This window comes from Peribacillus sp. NPDC101480, from assembly GCF_050277335.1.
Lineage (GTDB): Bacteria > Bacillota > Bacilli > Bacillales > DSM-1321 > Peribacillus.
Window position 1 is genome coordinate 91,218 of the sequence record NZ_JBNNSB010000006.1, and the last position, 19,845, is coordinate 111,062.

At 42.0% G+C, this 19,845-nt stretch carries 17 protein-coding genes, 1 riboswitch and 1 other annotated feature; of the genes, 11 read left to right on the plus strand and 6 right to left on the minus strand.

Annotation, left to right across the window (positions count from 1 at the left end):
• Positions 1-344 precede the first annotated feature (344 nt).
• The 4 genes from ACQKMF_RS19720 (at position 345) to ACQKMF_RS19735 (ending at position 2,801) form a co-directional block, all read left to right on the plus strand.
• Positions 345-665, plus strand: coding sequence for a PadR family transcriptional regulator (locus tag ACQKMF_RS19720; RefSeq protein WP_142644260.1), 321 nt, complete (start codon positions 345-347; stop codon positions 663-665).
• Positions 666-736: 71 nt separating this feature from the next.
• Positions 737-1,090, plus strand: a complete 354-nt coding sequence (locus ACQKMF_RS19725) for a DUF1048 domain-containing protein (protein WP_101224957.1) — start codon at positions 737-739, stop codon at positions 1,088-1,090.
• A 199-nt stretch (positions 1,091-1,289) separates the two neighbouring features.
• Entirely contained in the window at positions 1,290-2,051 is a 762-nt protein-coding gene (locus tag ACQKMF_RS19730) for an ABC transporter ATP-binding protein (protein WP_427574578.1), read from the plus strand.
• Entirely contained in the window at positions 2,052-2,801 is a 750-nt protein-coding gene (locus ACQKMF_RS19735; RefSeq protein WP_101224955.1) for an ABC transporter permease, read from the plus strand. It begins immediately after the preceding gene.
• Between the two features lie 432 nt (positions 2,802-3,233).
• Here the strand turns inward: ACQKMF_RS19735 and rluF are convergent, their stop codons facing one another.
• From rluF to brnQ, 4 genes are all read right to left on the minus strand, one after another.
• Entirely contained in the window at positions 3,234-3,941 is a 708-nt protein-coding gene (rluF, locus tag ACQKMF_RS19740) for a 23S rRNA pseudouridine(2604) synthase RluF (RefSeq protein WP_402944570.1), read from the minus strand.
• A 109-nt stretch (positions 3,942-4,050) separates the two neighbouring features.
• The gene (locus ACQKMF_RS19745) at positions 4,051-4,950 is read right to left on the minus strand and encodes a DMT family transporter (RefSeq protein WP_427574581.1); all 900 of its coding nucleotides are present in this window, start codon (positions 4,948-4,950) and stop codon (positions 4,051-4,053) included.
• Positions 4,951-5,115: 165 nt separating this feature from the next.
• Positions 5,116-6,048: an aldo/keto reductase gene (locus ACQKMF_RS19750; RefSeq protein WP_101224952.1), complete on the minus strand. Its 933-nt coding sequence runs from the start codon at positions 6,046-6,048 to the stop codon at positions 5,116-5,118.
• Positions 6,049-6,170: 122 nt separating this feature from the next.
• A complete protein-coding gene (brnQ, locus tag ACQKMF_RS19755) occupies positions 6,171-7,502 on the minus strand; it encodes a branched-chain amino acid transport system II carrier protein (protein WP_402944565.1) in 1,332 nt (443 codons plus the stop codon).
• A 98-nt stretch (positions 7,503-7,600) separates the two neighbouring features.
• Positions 7,601-7,847 (minus strand) — a binding site (T-box leader).
• 207 nt (positions 7,848-8,054) lie between these two features.
• On the opposite strand from brnQ, the gene ACQKMF_RS19760 reads away from it, so the two are divergent.
• The 5 genes from ACQKMF_RS19760 to ACQKMF_RS19780 all read left to right on the plus strand — a co-directional run bounded on the left by ACQKMF_RS19760 (position 8,055) and on the right by ACQKMF_RS19780 (position 15,414).
• The gene (locus ACQKMF_RS19760) at positions 8,055-8,228 is read left to right on the plus strand and encodes a hypothetical protein (protein WP_164468807.1); all 174 of its coding nucleotides are present in this window, start codon (positions 8,055-8,057) and stop codon (positions 8,226-8,228) included.
• Between the two features lie 449 nt (positions 8,229-8,677).
• Positions 8,678-11,419 carry a GTPase domain-containing protein gene (locus ACQKMF_RS19765; RefSeq protein ID WP_402944562.1) on the plus strand — a complete coding sequence of 914 codons (2,742 nt, stop codon included), beginning with the start codon at positions 8,678-8,680 and terminating at the stop codon, positions 11,417-11,419.
• A gap of 95 nt (positions 11,420-11,514) precedes the next feature.
• A riboswitch (SAM riboswitch) is annotated at positions 11,515-11,620 on the plus strand.
• Between the two features lie 115 nt (positions 11,621-11,735).
• On the plus strand, positions 11,736-12,848 hold the full coding sequence (locus tag ACQKMF_RS19770) for a sugar ABC transporter substrate-binding protein (protein ID WP_101224950.1): 1,113 nt from the start codon (positions 11,736-11,738) through the stop codon (positions 12,846-12,848).
• A 57-nt stretch (positions 12,849-12,905) separates the two neighbouring features.
• Positions 12,906-14,408: a sugar ABC transporter ATP-binding protein gene (locus ACQKMF_RS19775; RefSeq protein ID WP_402944558.1), complete on the plus strand. Its 1,503-nt coding sequence runs from the start codon at positions 12,906-12,908 to the stop codon at positions 14,406-14,408.
• Position 14,409: 1 nt separating this feature from the next.
• A complete protein-coding gene (locus ACQKMF_RS19780) occupies positions 14,410-15,414 on the plus strand; it encodes an ABC transporter permease (protein WP_101224948.1) in 1,005 nt (334 codons plus the stop codon).
• 172 nt (positions 15,415-15,586) lie between these two features.
• On the opposite strand, the gene ACQKMF_RS19785 is transcribed toward ACQKMF_RS19780, so the two are convergent.
• A complete protein-coding gene (locus ACQKMF_RS19785; protein ID WP_260356388.1) occupies positions 15,587-16,210 on the minus strand; it encodes a nitroreductase family protein in 624 nt (207 codons plus the stop codon).
• Between the two features lie 125 nt (positions 16,211-16,335).
• On the opposite strand from ACQKMF_RS19785, the gene ACQKMF_RS19790 reads away from it, so the two are divergent.
• Complete coding sequence (locus tag ACQKMF_RS19790; protein ID WP_101224946.1) at positions 16,336-16,686, plus strand: winged helix-turn-helix transcriptional regulator; 351 nt, start codon at positions 16,336-16,338, stop codon at positions 16,684-16,686.
• Positions 16,687-16,992: 306 nt separating this feature from the next.
• On the plus strand, positions 16,993-17,976 hold the full coding sequence (locus ACQKMF_RS19795) for a ketoacyl-ACP synthase III (RefSeq protein WP_101224945.1): 984 nt from the start codon (positions 16,993-16,995) through the stop codon (positions 17,974-17,976).
• 349 nt (positions 17,977-18,325) lie between these two features.
• On the opposite strand, the gene ACQKMF_RS19800 is transcribed toward ACQKMF_RS19795, so the two are convergent.
• Positions 18,326-19,738 (minus strand): purine-cytosine permease family protein, encoded by a 1,413-nt coding sequence (locus tag ACQKMF_RS19800; RefSeq protein ID WP_402944547.1) that lies wholly within the window; start codon positions 19,736-19,738, stop codon positions 18,326-18,328.
• Positions 19,739-19,845 lie beyond the last annotated feature (107 nt).

The following is a 19,845-nucleotide window of genomic DNA, read 5'->3' on the forward strand; positions in this document are numbered from 1 at the left end:
TAATATACGTGTAAACAAGAAGCATAGGAGGAAGTAAAGGCTTCATAAAAGAAATCAGCTGTATCCAATGGAGATAGCTGGTTTTTTAAAAAAATTCAAGTTGACAGTCACCTACTACGTGTTACAGCATACTCTATAGTAAGTAACACTGGATACCGACAGCACTGAATAGTGAAGTTGCAAAAATGTTATTAAGAATAGGAGTTGACACCTCTGCTACTCGGTGTTACAGTTTAGTTGTAATAAGTAATACTAAATAGCGTGAATACATTACCAAAAAGCTATTCAGTAAAAATTCCCCTCAGAACTAAGTTACAAGTCACAAAATAGAGGAGGCTCTGAACATGGAAAATTTAACTGAAATGCTGAAAGGTTCGCTGGAAGGCTGCGTGCTGGAAATCATCAGCCGCCATGAAACCTATGGCTACGAGATTACCCGCCGCCTGAACGAGCTTGGGTTTACTGAAGTCGTGGAAGGGACGGTCTACACCATCCTCGTGCGATTAGAAAAGAAAAAACTGGTGAACATAGAGAAGAAACCGTCAGATATGGGGCCGCCCCGAAAGTTTTACTCACTTAATGAGGCTGGCCGCCAGGAACTCGAATTGTTTTGGAAAAAATGGGATTTTGTATCATCAAAAATCAATGTCTTAAAGTCAGTCTAGCTTCATAAGATATTCCGTACGCTATTTTTGGAGTGTCTTGATCAGCTTTATCAATAAGGAGGAAAAATAACATGATGGAATTGTTCAAGAAAATGATTGGTGATAAAAAAGAGTATAAAATGATGATGGCACGGGTTGAAGCCTTGCCAGAGGACTACCAGTTTGTATTTAAGAAAATACAAAACTACATGTGGAATTTCTCAGCGGGCAACGGGATGGATATGCTGCACATGCAGTATGAATTAATCGAGTTGTTCGAAGCCGGTGCGGCGGAAGGCAGACAAGTGCTGGAAATCACTGGGGATGACGTCGCGTCCTTTGCCGACGAACTAGTGGCAAATGCTAAAACCTATTTCGCCAAGTATCGTGAAGATTTGAATGATAGCATCTTGAAGCGACTGGGAAAAAATAAATTCAATAAATAATGCCGACTGAATAGCTGGTTACAAATGTGAATTGCCACCTTCGCTATTCAGTTATATTTTTAACACAGTAGTAAGTAATACAGAATATCAGTCAGACTAAATAGAGGAGAATAGGCAATCTAGTTCTGCTATGCGCTCGAACGGATAATTACGAAACTTACAAGCGGCCTTGCCGCGCTATTAAAAGGAGGAAAAAAGTATGAGCAATGCAGCGATTTCTGTTAAAGGGTTAAAAAAATCCTTTAAAGACAATGAAGTCTTAAAGGGGGTGGATTTTGAGGTGCGGCGTGGCGAAATTTTCGCACTGCTGGGCTCAAATGGAGCAGGCAAGACGACGACGGTCAATATCCTCTCGACTCTGATGAATGCCGATGGCGGCGCAGTAGGTATTTGCGGCTTTGACGTCCAGAGTCAACCGGATCATGTTCGCCAGAGCATCAGCCTGACAGGGCAGTTTGCAGCTTTAGACGGTATGCTCACCGGGCGGGAAAACCTGATGATGATCGCCAAGTTGCGGGGAGTTTCCAATCCTGCTCAAGTCGCCGACAATCTGCTTGCGAGATTCAGCCTGACCGATGCGGCCAACCGCCGGGCGGATAAATATTCCGGCGGGATGAAGCGCCGGCTTGACATCGCCATGAGCCTGATCGGGACGCCAGAAGTCATTTTTCTCGACGAACCGACGACAGGGCTTGACCCCGAAGCGCGGATTGAAGTCTGGGATACCGTCAAGGAGCTTGCCGGCGGAGGCACGACCATCTTGCTGACGACCCAGTACCTGGAGGAAGCCGAACAACTGGCGGATCGTATTGCCATCCTGCATGGCGGAAAAATCATCTCGACCGGGACACTTACCGAACTCAAGGAGATGTTCCCGCCAGCGAAAGTGGAGTACATCGAGAAGCAGCCGACATTGGAGGAAATTTTCCTCGCGATCATCGGCAAAAAGGAGGAGATTTAAATGAAAAGTAAAACAGGGGTATTACTAGGACGTTTAATGCGCAACATCATGCGCAGCCCGGATACAATTATCACGGTGGCGATTACGCCGATTATGATGCTGCTGCTGTTTGTCTACGTATTTGGCGGCGCCATAGATGCAGGCACAGACAACTACGTCAATTATTTATTGCCGGGAATCTTGCTGATGGCTATCGCATCCGGCGTCGCTTACACTTCCGTGCGGCTGTTTACGGATGTAAAGAGCGGACTGATGGCACGTTTCATTACCATGCCCATCAAGCGCTCGTCAGTATTGTGGGCTCACGTGTTGACCTCGCTTGTTTCCAATGCGCTTACTGTCGTGGTGGTTATCCTTGTCGCGCTCTTGATGGGCTTCCGTTCCAACGCTGATATCCTGGATTGGCTCGCGGTAGCTGGGATACTCGGGCTGTTTACGCTAGCGCTGACATGGCTGGCGGTCATTCCCGGATTGACAGCGGGGTCTATGGAAGGGGCGACAGCCTACTCATACCCGCTGATTTTCCTGCCGTTTATCAGTTCAGCCTTTGTTCCCACGGAAACCATGCCTAAAATTGTCCGTGCGTTCGCTGAGAACCAGCCCGTGACTTCAATCGTGAATGCGATTCGTGCCCTCTTGTATGAAGGGTCTGTTGGCAACGATATTTGGATCGCGCTTGCCTGGTGCGTCGGCATCATGGTCATCGCTTACTTCTTCGCCAGTAAAGCATTTAAACGCCAGTTAGGGTAAGTACACCATAAAGGGAGGCCAAATCAATGGTCAGCCGATGCGATGAAAGCATTGCTATCACATGGAAGGCTGCTTGAATGCCGGGGCAACCATCACATGGAAACCCTCAAAATTGCTGTGATTAGTGGCGGCTCGATCAGTTATCCCAACGCGAGGTTTGCATGCATGTTCCGAGTAAAAGTGGAAAACTCACGTGTAAAGTAGAATTCACGAGTAAATCGGCAAAATTCACAAGTAAAAGTGCAAAATTCACGAGTAAAAGTGCAAAATTCACGAGTAAAAGTGTAAAACTCACGAGTAAAGTAGAATTCACGAGTAAAAAAACAGCAAAACTCACGAGAATATCCGCAATACTAAAAAGCAAATGATTGCTGAAAATTCTTCTGAAATTAAAAAAGCGATGCCCCCGGAATTCTGGGGGCATCTTCATTATCATCTTTGCCTTGGGGTGTAATCCAATTCCTTAAATAGTTCCGTCAATTCATCCTCGGTCAGGTCGCGCCATTGTCCATTCGCCAGTCCGTCCAGATGGATGTTCATGATCCGGATTCGATGTAAATCACGGACTTCATAGCCCAGTGCGGAGCACATACGGCGGATTTGTCTGTTCAGTCCTTGCATCAAAGTGATGTTAAATGTATATTTGGTCAACTGCTCAACTTTGCAAGGAAGTGTTTTCGTATCCAAAATCTCCACTCCGGAGGACATATCTTTAATGAAGGACGCGGTAATTGGCTTATCCACGGTTACGATGTATTCTTTTTCATGCTTGTTTTCTGCACGAAGGATTTCATTTACGATGTCTCCGTCATTTGTAAGAAGGATCAGACCGCTTGAGTCCTTGTCCAGCCGTCCGATATGAAAAATGCGAAGCGGATGATTTACAAAATCAACGATATTCCCTTTTATGTGTTTTTCGGTCGTACTTGTAATCCCTATCGGTTTATTCAGTGCAATATAGACATTTTGCTGTTCGACTTTTATCGGCTTGCCGTCGACACGGACATCATCGCCGGGTTCAGCTTGACTGCCAAGCTCAGCTACCGTGCCATTAATCGTCACACGGCCATCGGCTATCCATTTGTCTGCGCCTCGTCTCGAGGTAATTCCGGATTCACTGATAAATTTATTGATCCTCAACTAAAGCACACCTTTACATTCAGATTTTCTTCTTTAAAGGATAACGTAAATCATGGTGCATAGACAAGGGGAAAAGACAGAAAGCGTTCGTTGGTTAACTGGATGTTCTTTACATGTTCCTCGTGACAGCTGCCGGATATGCCTTTTTCTTTTTGCTTGTCAGGTAGACACCAATAAAGACCAGGATGCCACCGAGGATTTGGATGAGCGAAATCGCATGACCTAAAACCAGGCTAAGGATGGCGGTAAATACAGCAATCAGATTCAGGTAAATTCCAGCCTGGCCGGCATTGATATGACGAAGGGAAACATTCCAGAAAATAAATGAGCCGACAGACGGGAAGATTCCAATATATAAGAGACCCGTGATGGCTTTACTGCTTAATTCAAGGTTCATTCCCGAACCAATGGCAAATGGAGCGACGAGAATCAATCCGAGAAATACGGAAACGGCAGTAGCAGAGATGATCGGAATGTTTTTCAGTTTTTTACCGATTATTGAATAGAAGGTCCAAACGAGAATCGCCAGGATCATCAATAGGTCGCCTTTATTATAGGTGAGCTGGAAAATATCCAGAAGGTGTCCTTTTGTCAAGACCAATAAAACGCCTAATAAAGAAATGATAAGTCCGAGTGCATGGAGGGATGAAATTTTCTCCTTTAATAGCAAAGCGGAAAAAAGAACAATTAAGGCAGGGTTCATGGAATTGACAAGAGCGGCATTCATGGAAGTTGTATAGGTTAAAGCCCAATAAAGGAAAAAATTATAACTGATGATCCCGAGCACACCCAAGACTAATAGTAATTTCCAGGCTTTCCATACAGTCTTCCAGTGTGGCTTTTCAATCCACTGCGCTAAAGGAAACAATAAGAAAACGGCAATTAGCCATCGCGTAAATGTTAGCTGGATCGGGGAAAGTTCTGTCACAACGTATTTTCCGAAAATGTAATTACCGGCCCAGAACAAATTTGCCAAGATAAGAAATAAAATAACAATAGATTTTTTCATAAGACTGCCTCTTCCTTAATTTATGGAATATTCACTAAATATAACAAAGTAGAGGTACCTAAGCAATATAGAGAGCCTACGGTTAATTTAAGTACAAGGATGAACCGCAGAGCAGGATAAAAAGGCCGTTCAGCTTAAACTGAACAGCCTTTTTCACATCTATAATTAAGCGAAAATGGCACTGATTTCGGCAATTTCGTCCATGGTTAAATCGACATCCAATGCTTGTAAGTTGCGTGTGACCTGTTCTGGCTTTTTCGCTCCGGGAATGAGTACATCAATCGAGTGCCGAGTTAAATACCAAGCTAGGACGACATCGGCAACTTCGGTATGCTTCCTGTTGGCTATCGCCCGTACTTCTTCCACTTTTTGCAGGTTGCTTACAAAGGCTTGTCCTTGGAAAAGCGGACTTTTTGCCCGGCCGTCATCGAATGTTGATTCCTGATTATATTTGCCGCCGAGCAGACCGGACGCAAGCGGGAAATAAGGAATGAAGGAAATATCATTTTCGGCTGTATATGGCAGCAGGTCTTGTTCTGCCTCACGTTTGAATAGATTGTACTCGGATTGCAGGACATCGACATAGCCGTCTTTATTCGCTTCCTTCAATTGTTCGAACGAAAAGTTCGAGACGCCGATTGACTTGATTTTACCTGCATCCTTCAATTCCTTTAAGGCACCTACTGCTTCATCTTTAGGGGTATCGCGATCAGGGAAATGGATATAAAATAAGTCGATGTAGTCTGTTTGGAGCCTTTTTAGACTCGAGTCCACGGCATCTTTCAGAAAAGCCGGAGAGTTATCAAATACGATGTTGCCATCGACAAATTTATGTGCCCCTTTAGTGGCAAGGACTATGTCATCGCGTCTGCGACTCTCTTTAAGGATTTCACCGATAAGTTCTTCTGAACGCTCAGGACCGTAAATGTAAGCTGTATCCCAAAAGTTGATTCCCTCTTCCAACGCCGTTCTCAAAACATCCCTTCCTGTATCCTCACTTAGATTAGGGAAAAGGTTATGTCCGCCAATTGCATTCGTGCCAAGGCCAATCGGATTTACATATAGATCTGTTTTACCAATACGGGTTTGCTTAGACATATTACTTATCATCTCCTTTGACCCCATCATAACAAAAAGTGGATGTCGATTTCCAAAATAAAGCAATGCAGGCGTGCACAAAATAAGCAGATGATCTGTAAAATCACCTGCTTACTTCATTATTATAGTGTTTCGATTTCCAAATCCTCAGCTGGCGCTGTTTGTCCGATTTGACTGAGCAGAACGCCAAGGGCTGTACCGACGAGAGCAGGGATGATCCACTCCATGCCGTAGGCGGAAAGGGGAAGGACATCACTCAAGGTTTGCACCGGTCCTAATTGTAGGCCGAAAGCATTCAGTCCATCCATCAAGGCGAAAACTCCTGTGAAAGTCATTGCACTGCGATAAACCTTCTTCGGGTTTTTGAAATGACGGCTGAAGAATGTCAGGACAATCAGGACGATCGTTAACGGATAAGCCATCACAAGGAATGGTACCGATACTTTCAGAATTTGATTCAGACCCATATTTGAAAGGATGAAACCGACGATTGTTACAATCAGAATGACGGTTTTATAGTTCAGTTTGGGGAAAAGTTTCGAGAAATACTGTCCGCAAGCAGTGGTCAATCCGACAACGGTGGTGAAGCATGCTAAAGTGAAAATGATGCCGAGAAGGACCTTTCCGCCAGTTCCAAGTAAAAGGGTCGATGCGACAGTGAGGATATCCGTTCCGTTTTCGAATGAACCATCTGCTGCCATGCGTGCTCCGATTACTCCTAAGGAGATATAAACTAAAGAAAGCAAAACACCAGCGATGAGACCCGCTTTTACTGTATATCTCGTCAATTGCTTTCGTTCTGAAATCCCCCTTTGCTGGATTGAAGTAAGGATGACGATCCCAAAAGCCAGGGAAGCTAGAGCATCCATCGTGTTGTAGCCTTCAATGAACCCTTTCGAAAATGCTCCTGCAGCATATTCTTCGGTTGGAGCTTGGAATGGAGCATCAAGCTTTACGAACCCAACGACACAGAGAATGACCATGGATAAAAGAAGAACGGGTGTAATCCAGCGTCCCATGAAGGTTTCCATTTTTTCTGGATTCAATGAAATGGCATATACGATGATGAAAAATACGGTTGTGAACATGAATAGAAATAGTGATTGATTCATTGAGTCTCCAAGATACGGCTTGAAGCCCATTTCATAGGCAACATTCGCATTCCGCGGAATGGCGAGGAACGGCCCGATGCTTAAATAGATGACAACCATGAACAACGTGCTGAATAGTGGATGTACACGGGCACCGATGGTTTGTGCCCCGCCCTTAACAAGTGAGACTGCAAGAAGCACCAAAATTGGCAGGCCGACTCCGGTGGCGACAAAACCGGCAATGGCCGGCCAGAATGAAGTTCCTGAAGATGCTCCTAAAAATGGAGGGAATATAAGATTCCCCGCTCCGAAGAACATTGAGAAAAGCATAAGGCCGATAAATAATGTGTCTGTTTTTTTCATGGTGATTTCTCCTTTTTTTAAAAATGATAACTCTCGCCGACTGGCCTGAAAAAGGCTAATTAAAGTGTTTTGTGCAAATAAAAAACTCGCCCCTGAAAATCAGGGACGAGTTTGTGCTCGCGATACCACCCATATTCCGCACTACAAAGAAGCTGCGGCACTCAGTCAACGTACGAATTCATACGTGATCCATTGTAACGGCGGAAACCCGTCAAAGCCTACTGCATTTTCAGCTTTGCATCTCAGAGATGATATTCGGATAGGCCTTGGACATCGACTTCCACCACATGTCGACTCTCTGTGGAACAGGGTTCCCATCTTACTCTTTCTCTTCATAGATTTTATAATATAAAGACAATTTAGCAAATTCCGATTATGAAGTCAACATAATTTATCATAAATCCTTTAAAAGGAGCAGGAAATTAGTCCCTCGTTAGCGAAACTTCCTTTATCCAGAGGATTTTTTGAACAAGAATAGGCTATAACTCCCTATTATCTTTCTAATCCCAACTATATTATAATAGAAGGCAGAACACTAAAGGAGACAACAGTATGTCTGAAAATAAAAAATTAAGCCTGGCGGATGCAGTCAAACAAAAACTGGCTCAAAAGCAAGCGGGATCAAGTAAAGATAAACTGGAAACAGGCGTTGTGAAAAAAACGAAACAGCTTAAAAGCCAGTTGACCAAAAAGCCGAATAACCAACGTAAGCGTACAGGGGTATAATCCTAATTTGTCAAAGGACAAGTACTGTTCGGAGCTTATCAGAGAGCAGTTACCTTTTATGAATGAGGGTACTGCTTTTTTATATGGAAGAGGCAGGGTGAGTTTGCTTTTTACCGTTTATAGGTAAGTTGAAGGGTGGGCTTCTGGTAATTTAGAGGGATAAAGAATGGTTCGCTCACCTCTAGAAAAAACATATTTTCTCGAATATGGAAATGACATCTCTGTATCGGTTTATTAAAAACATTACAGTTCCAGTTGTTTCTGTTTTAAAATTGTAAGAGTGGTGACATGTTGTTACCATATTGTTTTGCTAAAATAACATTTTAAGGTTTTGTAAATGATTTTTTAACTAAAGGAACCTATAGATTGAATGTTAGGTCTACTAGAAGGCTTATAGAATCAGTGATTATCCTTTAATTGAAAATATGAAATATATCGGGGGAATAAAGATGGACGAACGTCTGATCGGAAAAAAATATTATGAAACGATGATTGAGGATACAAGGAAGCACCCCATTCAAGCTTTGGGTGAAATGTTTCTCGTGGAACAAAAAAAGGAAAGAGCGGATTTAACCGCAATTCGATTTGCTCAAGGAGAAGTATATTTTCAGCATCATGACTATGAGGCAGCTATTTTTAAATGGGAAAACATAGAAGGGGAACTTGGTTCATGGGCGAAGAAAAACATCGCTGATGCTTATTTTGAACTGGAAATGTATTCAACCGCAGAGGATATCTATAAATCCGTCGATACGGATGAAGCGGTCTTGAAAACAGAGGTTCTTTTGCAACTGTTTTCCCTGTACATAGTGGAATCGAGAAATGACCTGGCTTCCAATGTCGTGAAAGAAGCAGTCGAGTTCCAACCGGACTACCCGAATGTCACGGAAATTGCACGTGCCTTTTTTGAAGAACAAAAGGATTGGAACAGTGCGGTGGTATTAGCGGCGAATGAAAGTATCCGTACAGAATCAATGGGCTGGTTCGATGTGCTGAAAACGTATATCCAGCAAGGTGTAGCCCAATCGATGGATCCGGATTATTTTTCAACTGTCCTTGGTTCGCTATACACACTCGACCAGGAACGTTTCGAAAAGGTGACGGTTGCCCTTTGGAAAAACTATAAATATACGGATTCTTATTTCGAATGGCTGAGAGTGATTAATAACTTGATAGATACCATCGAATTGAACCATGCGGATGTATGGGATGAGCTTTCCGTCTATTACAGGGATGCATATGCAGGTCTGTTAGAAGGAACGCACCTAATCAAGGAATTAAGTCCTGTCGTGCCAAGGTTGCTGGAAAACTGGCTCAAAATCGCAGACGGGGAGCTCTCGCTGTTTGCGGCGGCATCCGCGTTGTCCTGGAATGAAATCTTCCCGGATACGATCAATGCGTTGGTCATTCAGGACGCAGAGAGCCTGCTTTCGAAATCGCCTAAATTGGGAGGCGGACTGGAAGCGGGAGAGAAACTGTTCAATTCCATTATCCAGTGGGCTGAAGATAATGATTTAAAGGTTGGCAATAAGCTTAAATGGATGGTAGACGGGCTTAAGGATACCCGGAATTTCAATCTTCTTCTTGCTGGAAGTACAGGAAATGGCAAGACATCCTTTATTCAGTCAATCGTTGGTGAGAGCATTGCCGCTGAAGATCATTCGTCACTAGTCAGTGTCAAAGATGGGGATGATTTGGAAATCCTTGAAATTACCGATACAGATAGCAAAGTTGTCGAGGAGCTAACTGATTTGGATGAAACACGCCGCCAGCGCGGGACTATTGTCGATGTGACCATCATCAGTGACTACTTAAGGAATAATCATCTTCGATTATTGGATACTCCTGGGTTCAATGGGGAAAAAAGCGTGGAATCCGATTTCCAGGGCTATTTACATGGCAGTGATGGATTGATGTTCGTTCTTGACGCCCGGGCGCCTTTCACCGGCAGCGAACGGGATCTGTTATTGGAAATTCAAATGATGGCTCCGAAACTGCCGATTCATTTCTTATTAAATAAAATGGATACGATATACAGTGATCAGGTCGCAGTCCGGATGGAAGACGAAACATGGGATAAAGTGAATGCCTATTTCCCGAATGCGAAAGTATTCGCTTTCTCTAAACATTATGACAGCCGGCAGCAATTGAAGGACCTTTCAGCTTTCCTTCAATCGAATTATCAAGATGAAAATTGGAAGGAAAGAAGATCTGAAAAAATCCTGGCATTCATTCGTAAAACTTTATCTTATCTGTTAGAAAAACGGGCAGCCAATGAGCGGAAATGCGAGCATTCCATCTCTTGGAATGAACAGATGGAAGTCAAGCTGAATGGGGCTGTCAACCAATTGGCTGATTTGGAAAAAGAGAAAAGTGAAAATATCATAAGGTCGTATCGTTCGCTTAAGGACGAAGTGAAAAATCAGCTTTATTCAAAAATTCCTGAATTACTGAGGGATTGCTCTAAATCGTTAACGGAAAGCAGTGATTTCAGTCAGGTCCATGTACAGTTAAATCAGGAAATGAATGAGCGGATTCAAAACTTCATTTCTGACAAGATCATGCCTCAATATTACCGTTCTCTTCAAGACTGGATTGCCAGTTCCCAAATGGAGTTCTCACAAAGCCAGCAGTTTATGGATGAGATGAGTGCCGGTTTCAATGAATTATACAAAGAAGAACGGATTACGCTTGCAGGCGACTTCAGAGTATTGGATGACTGGCGCCGTGATGCCGACAGGATGACAAGCAGCATCCGCATCGAAAACGTCAATATCCTTTTGCGCAGGACTCCATCTCAATTACTGCTTAAAGGGGCAGGGAAGCTGTTTGGGGCGATACCGCAAAATAAAGCCAATATGTACAATCGTTATAAGAAATACCTGGAAAGTGAAGATTACCTGGATGTTGCGGAAATGATCACGGAGCGTTTCCTTACCCAATTTGGATTGTTTGAAAAATCTTTGGATCGTGACATCTCCCTTTTCTATCGCGGTTCATTTGCATTACTTCAAAAAACGATAGAGCAAACGCAGACTGAAATAAAAGACTACCAGGCTGCATTGGAGCATATGAAACAAAATCCGGAAGTTTACCGTGACCCTATCACTTTGTTCGAAGTGAAATTAAGGCAGTTGGAGCGGCTTGAAAAGATTGAGAAAAAGCGTCTAGCCCAGCTTCAAAGAAAATAAAAAATAACGGGGAACATTTCAAATATTCAAAAATCTATTGACTTTACGACTATATCCCTATAAAGTGATAATTACGAAAACGTAACACGATATATCTCTTATCAAGAGTGGCGGAGGGACTGGCCCTAAGATGCCCAGCAACCGTTCCATTAGGAATTGGTGCTAAATCCTGCAAAACAGAAATGTTTTGACAGATAAGAGAGGGACAAGTCTGCAAAACAGCCGATTAAACCTCTCTATATTAGAGAGGTTTTTATTTTGGGATTTACACCAACTTAACTGATAAGACTAATAAGAAAAAATGGAGGGAAACAAGATGAAAAGGTCTATTAAAGGTATATTCATTTCAGCCATCGCTTCCGCTTTGCTTTTAACGGGGTGCTCTACAGGTCAGAGTTCCACAGAGTCGAAGAAAGAAGAAAAAGTATCATTTGAAAATGTTCCGGAAAGATTCGCTGATGGAGATGGAGCCAGAATCAAAGTGATCCGTAAAATTGGCGGTGATGATCATACGGCCCAATACCTGGCGGGGGCGAAGGAAGAAGGAGAAGCACTGGGGTTTCAAGTGGATACTTACACAGCCAATGGTGATACGGCTAAATTCCATGATGCGATAGCGCAGGCTTTGGAGGAAGATTATGATGGCTATATCATTTCACATGGTGATGATGCAGCAACTGTGAATGACGTTCAAAAGTTGGTTGATGCAGGTAAAAGCGTTGTCACATTCGATTCAATAAGCGATCTATCTAAAATAGAAGGCGTGACATTAACTTCACAAGATGATGAAGCGTTGGCAACACTGGCTTTTGATAAGCTGATAAAAGAACAGAAAGGTAAAGCGGCAATTGCATACCTTTGGGTGGACGGTTTTCCTCCAATGGTAAGAAGAAATGCAGTCTATCAGGAAAAATTAAAAGAAAATCCTGGAATCAAAGAAGTCGAAAGATTCGGAGTGGCATCTGCTGATACATCGGTTCAGACACAAAATGCTGTAGCCGCAATGCTGAATAAATACCCTAAAGGTAAATTGGATGCCATTTTCGCAACATGGGATGCCTTTGCTATCGGTGCAGCCCGGGCGATTAAAGAGGCGGGCCGCGATGAAGTGAAGATATATGGAATAGATGTCTCGAATGCAGATCTCCAGGAAATCCAATCGGCTGATAGCTCATGGTCCTACACGGCAGCAGTAGATCCCAAGTTGATCGGTGCAGTGAATATGAGGATATTGGCTAAAAAATTAGCGGGCGAAGAAACGCCGCAAACCTATGACTTGAAGGCTTCACTTATTTCACAAAAGCAAATCCAAGCGTCTAAAGAAGCGGTGAACATGGCAAATCTGTCTGGTATTGTCGATGGCTGGGGTGTATCGACGGAATTTGAAGAAGATTGGATGAAGGTTTTGAAAGATCATTATAAAAATTAAAAAGAGACACTCTCTTTCAAGTAGAAGGGAGTGTCTGTTCAATAAGGGGGAATGGACATGGGCACGCAACTAGAAATGAAGAAGATTTCGATTGAATTTCCGGGGGTGAAGGCGCTGAGTGATGTTGATTTTTCCGTAAAATCGGGGACAGCCCACGCATTGGTCGGTGCAAACGGAGCAGGGAAATCGACGTTAATGAAAGTTTTATCGGGAGCCCATGTTCATTATTCAGGTGACATTTATATTGATGGGGTGAAGAGGGATATCCGCTCACCAAAAGCGGCTCAAGAACAAGGCATTCAAATTGTTTATCAGGAAGTGGATACCGCCCTCATCCCTTATTTAACGGTTGGGGAAAATGTAATGTTGAATGATATGGTCCAAAACATGGGAAAAAAACAGATGGTCCAATGGAAAGAGCTGCATAACCAAGCGGCTTCTATTCTTGAAGATATGAAAATTCGTGTCCCTTCGAAAAAGCTGGTAAGAGACCTTACCTTGGCTGAAAAACAGATGGTCCTGATAGCAAGAGCCGTTTCGACAGAATGCAAATTCCTGATTCTCGACGAGCCAACTGCTCCGTTAAGTCAAACGGAGACTACAGAACTTTTTCGAATTGTAAATGAATTAAAGCAAAAAGGCGTGGGAATCATTTTCATTTCACATCGTCTGCCCGAAATTTTTGAAATCTGTGAGGAAATTACAATCATGAGGAATGGGGAGCGTGTCACAAGTCGAAAGAAGGAAGATATAACCCGTACCGAAGTCGTAGAGAACATGCTTGGAAAAACCATGGATGAACAGTTTCCTGAAGTGAATGCTTCGATTGGCGACGTTATTCTGGAAGTGAACGGATTGTCAGATGCAGAGAAAGTTAAAAATGTCAGTTTGAATATTAAAGCAGGCGAGATAATCGGCTTGGCAGGGTTGGTCGGGGCTGGGAAAACGGAGCTGTGTAAAACCCTTTTCGGCCATACGTCCATCACAGCGGGGGAAGTCATCCTGAATGGTCGAAAGCTTTCCTTGAAATCACCACACGAAGCAGTAAAAAGCGGTCTGGCACTTGTACCTGAGGAACGCAGGAAAGAAGGGGTCCTTGTTCAGGAATCAGTCTCGGCGAACTTGACGGCAGCCAGTCTTGGCAAATTCTCCAAGACATTCAGCTTCGTGAATCGCAAGGCGGAAAAGGAAAGAGCGAAGGAAATGATCGCAAGCCTCGGCATTAAAACTCCTTCAGGGGAAGTGAATGTCGAAAACCTTTCAGGTGGCAATCAGCAAAAAGTTGCCATCGGGAAATGGCTTATGGCCGATGCGGATGTATACATATTCGATGAACCAACGAAAGGGGTCGATGTTGGAGCCAAGAAGGATATATTCGAATTGATTGCAGAGCTTGCAAGGAATGGGAAGGCGATCATTTATGCATCATCCGAGCTTTCCGAAATCATTGGCATTACCAACCGGACATATGTGTTATATGACGGGAGCACTGTCATCGAATTAGAAACAAGTAAAACGAATGAAGAAGAACTACTATTCTATTCAACAGGAGGAAAATAGAATGAGCATACCCAATCCTGTTACACAGACAGCGAAAGTGAAGAAAAAGGTGGAACTATTCGACTTTTTCTATAAATACGGCACAATATTGACGATTATCATTCTGATTGGAATTTTTGCCGTGTCCAATCCATCTTTCATTCAAACTACGAATCTGGTCAACATCCTGCGTTCCATTTCAATCGTGACCATCATTGCGATCGGCATTACGATATCCCTGACCGTGGATGGCTTCGACCTTTCCGTCGGCTCCGTCGCATCATTGGCCAATGCCATCGTCATCTCGATGTTTGTCTGGTTTTCACAGGATACATTAATTGCCATATTAGCTGCGATCGGTGCCTCACTTGTCGTAGGCGCCTTGAATTCATTCATGATCGTTAAATTGAGAATTCCCGACATGCTGATGACTTTGGCTACCATGTTCATTATCCAGGGAATTGCCCTTACCTATACAAAAGGGGCCACGGTTTCGCAAAATATGGTCATGCCAGACGGGACGTTCGCAACAGGACTGATCAGCCCGTTTTTCGCCAAAATTGGCCAGGTACCGTGGATAATCCTGATCATGGCCGTCATTGTGATAGCGACCCATATCTTTTTGACTTATACGAAGCACGGTCGTTATATGTACATTATTGGGGGAAATAAGGAAGCGGCGAGACTTTCCGGGATATCGGTCAATAAATACAAAATCCTTGCCTATCTGCTTTCGGCTCTATTTGCTGCAATCGGGGGGATTGTCCTTGCTTCAAGGGTCATGACATCGGAAATCAATTCAGGGTCACCCTATTTAATGGATGCCGTCGCGGCTGCCTTCATTGGTTCCTCCGTTTTAGGAGCGGGAAAACCGAATGCCTTTGGAACCTTTGTCGGAGCAGTCCTGATCGGAATCCTACAAAATGGGCTGATCATGATGTCCGTTCCGTATTATGCGATGGATATCGTCAAAGGAACAGTGCTGGCCCTTGCTCTCGCTGTAACTTATTACAAACAAAAACACTAAAATGAATCCGTTACGTTTATATGACTATATGATAAGTCTGCATGTGGATGAAATGTGAGACTGTAACTCGTGGTGAGTTTTAACTATAAGATGATAGGGGAAGAGGGTTCTTTTTAACCCTCTTTCCACACTAATCTCCAATATTCAAATTTTTAAAAAGTAAAAACACTCACTATATTTTGTTTTTATAAATGACTTTGTTCACATCGTGTCTTACTGTTTTGTGACCTTCTTTAATTCCTTTCCCCATGGCGATAAGCATAACATCTAAATACCTATCAGAAATTTTTAAAGCTGACTTTAATTGTTCGGAATCATACCCGGACATTGTAATGGTTTCAAGACCTGCCTCGTTCGCCAATAAAACTAACGACATTGACGCCAGGCTTGCGTCTCTTATTAATTCAACCTTTAAATCCTCTTTTGATTTATTTAGATAATAATTGATTGCCGCGTTTGTTAGATAATCTCTTACTGATGCGTCAAAATAACCTTTTTGAAACTCATCCTCATGTATCATTATGATATTTTCTTTTTCAAATGCTTGATAATCACCTAGTATAACAATCAGTACTGAGGCCTCAATTACCTGTTGCTGATTAAAAGCAATGGGCAGTAACAAATTCTTTAAATATGGTTCATCTATAACCAGGTATCGTGTTGCTTGAATATTGTTTCCGTTAGGCGATTTACTGGCTCCTTCAATAAATGTCGCCAACGTTTCGGGACTAATTTTATAATCGGGATCGTACTGCCTTACGGAACGTCTTTTTTCTATAATCTCCCTTACACTCATCGTGTTCACTCCCAATGTTATATTTGCTTCATAATCAGAGTATAATGGACCCATGATGTAGAAGAAAATAACGCACAATAAAGTGGCATAGCCACCTTTATGTGCCTATTCAGGAGGAATGAGGAATGAAGAGTTTAAATACTGGAATAAATATTTTCATGAATACTGTAGGAGGAAAGTGGAAATGCTTAATCCTCTTTTTTCTGAGTCAAAAACCAATGAGGACAAAAGAGTTTTATATTCTAATACCGGCCATTACCCAGAAAGTTTTGACCGACCAATTAAAGCAGTTAGAAAGAGATGGGCTTGTCCGAAGAGAAGTATATAAAGTAGTACCACCAAAAGTAGAATACAGTTTAACTGAGTTGGGTCAATCCTTTGTACCTGTATTAAATACAATGTGTGAATGGGGCACTACATATGCAGTTGAACAAAATCTCGAAAGACAAGAACAAATCTGTCGCCATCATAAATAGTAAGAGCTGCATCAACTAGGAGTATGGCTTTTTTTTTTGACAAGTTCAGTGATGCAAGCAGAATTTATTCAAGCTATCAGTATAATTGTCAGAAATACAAAATGTCTTGAAGATGACTTTTGGCAGTCTCTCTAGAGATTGTAATAAACTAACAGGTGCTTTACTTTAAAATAGTTGCTTTGCCCCGCTCTTTTTCTTAAAATGTAACGGTTAGTTGCATAAGATTTTTTTTGCTTTATAATTAGTACCAGGTGTTAATATCAAGTTATAAAATGATGCAATTCATACACACGAGGTGGCTATTCTATGTTCAAATCCAAAGCACGTATTACTGCGATAGGTTCGTATGTTCCTGAAAAAAGGTTAACAAATAAAGACTTAGAAAAAATGGTTGAAACCAATGATGAATGGATTGTTAAACGTACTGGTATTAAAGAACGAAGAATTGCACATGAAGAAGAGTTTACTAGTGATATAGGTTATAAAGCTGTAAAGGATTTAATGGAACGGTATGATAAATCTGTCGAAGATGTTGATATGATCATTGTCTGTACCTTTACACCTGATTTCAACACTCCAAGTGTAGCATCTTTAGTCCAAGCAAAGCTAGGTATTAAGAATACTGGAGCTATTGATTTAAACGCTGCCTGTGCAGGATTTACTTATGGGCTGCATGTAGCTAATGGATTAGTAACATCTGGTTTAAACAAGAAAGTTCTTGTTATTGGAGCTGATACTTTATCTAAACTTATGGACTATGAAGATCGAGCCACTTGTATTTTATTTGGAGATGGCGGAGGAGCAGTTCTTGTAGAATATGATGAAAAACAGCCAAGTTTTATTTCTTCACATTTGTATTCTGAGGGAGAAGGCGGAAAACATTTATATAGTACAAACCTATCGACACGAATAAATGGTGAAGACTTAAATAATAGTGGCAACCTTGTACAAAATGGACGTGAGGTTTATAAATGGGCTGTCACGACCGTTCCAAAAGGAATGCAAACTGTGATGAAAAATGCCGAATATCAATTGAATGATGTTGATTGGTTCGTACCGCATAGTGCAAATTTAAGAATGATTGAATCAATATGTGATAGAAGTGGCTTTCCAATTGAGCGTACTTTATATAGCTTAGTGGAGTATGGAAATACTTCTTCAGCGACAATTCCATTAGCTTTAGAAATAGGATTAAAAGAAGGGAAGCTCAGTGGTGGTGAGAAGGTTTTATTATATGGTTTCGGCGGTGGGTTAGCTCAAGCTGGATTGCTTATCAATTGGACCTTATAACGCTTTTTTCTACAACTAATAACGAGTTTGTACCAAAAGAAGGCCTCTCATTGGGGGCCTTCTTAAAGTATGATTCTTTGAAAAAGTTTCATTCAAACTTAAATGAAGAGTCAGGATAATTCAACTGGACCCTTATTTGTATTTAGACAACTAGAGGTATACCACATCATCCTCTAAAAGAAACAGAACCTTTGAACTGAAGTGAACCCAAATGGTTAGGCACTTTATTTAAACAGCCTTGAAGGCATGAACCCGGTAATCTACCGGGCTCATGCCTTTTTATTTTATATTTGGTCAAAAAAACTGCACCTCCATTTTGGGTGCAGTTCATTTACGGTTCTCTATTATCTTACTTAACATTCTCTTCGGAAGCGTCTGTATTCTCTATTGAACCAATCTTTTGTTTGTTTATTGCATTTTCAGCGGTATTCAACTTTTTTCTCATTGGGAAGTAATACAAAACAGCTGGGACAACTAACCCAATAATCCAAGCGATATCTGCTCCTTCAAAAGCCTTGGCTATCGGTCCTACATAGAATGATGTGTTTATAAAAGGGATTTCCGCCAAGATTGATACAAGAAATGCCATACAAGTAATCCAATTTATTTTGCCATATTGACCGTTCACATCAAAAATATCTTTTACATTGTAATGGCCATGTCGCAGCAAATAATAATCAACAAGGTTGATGGATGTCCAGGGAATTAAAAAATAACTAATGAAAAAGATGAAATTCAAGAAAAAGGATAGGAAATTACTCTGACCTAGTAAGCACAAAACGGTACCTGCTACTGTTACACAGAATATCATTCCTATTCGTACTTTCGGTGTGACCTTTAATTTAATAAACGGTTCAATTGTTGTTATGGTTGCCATGAATGCTCCATATAGGTTAAAGACATTTATAGCAAGCTGTCCAAAGATGATTATAAAGAACATGATTATAGCAAAATTTCCAAACAGGCTGGCCAAGTTACCGCCAGAGTGATCAAGGAAGTTAGGAATCGCTATGGTTAAGGTTGCGCCTAATGTCATCATCCATATAGTCCCGATGACTGTGCCAGCGTAACTATACCAAAATGTATGGGCCGTGGGTGTGGTTATCGGTAGATAGCGAGAATAGTCTGCAACGTAGGGGGCATAAGCCAATTGCCATGTAGCAACCATACTCACTGCCAGCAAAAACACTGGTATATCCAAATTCCCAATGGCCCAACTGCCTGCCGGAACTTGCAATTGGAAGACTATATATGTAGCTACAATATAAATACAAAGAGACGCCCAGGATAATAATTTTTGCATTTTATGAATTAAGTTATAGCCATAAATGGTGGCCACGAAACAAAGTACATTTAAAAGTATTATGCTCCATGTTTGGTCGATCTTTGTTAAACTGCTTAAGGTTTGTGCTGCAAGCAAACCGCTGCTGGCAAAGAAGCCTAAATAGACAAACATAACGAGAAACAAGGGGAAGATGGCTCCGATTACACCAAATTGAGCCCGGCTTTGGATCATTTGCGGAATTCCGAGTTGAGGTCCTTGAGCTGAATGGGAGGCCATGAAAATGGCGCCTAATAAGGTACCGACAATAATTGCAGCCAGACTCCAAAATAAATTAAGACCTAATGTAATGGGCAATGCCCCGGTCACAAGGGTGGTAATATGCATATTTGCCCCAAACCAAATTGGAAATAAATCACGGGCCTTGCCATGGCGTTCATCTGCCGGAATATATTCTATACTGCGAGTTTCAACTTTCATCAATTTACCCCCTATCAAATTCGGTATACTACCATGTACCATGCAAGCTTATTTTATAGAATCACTATAATTGTAAGCGTATACAGATGTCAATATTTTCAGAAAAA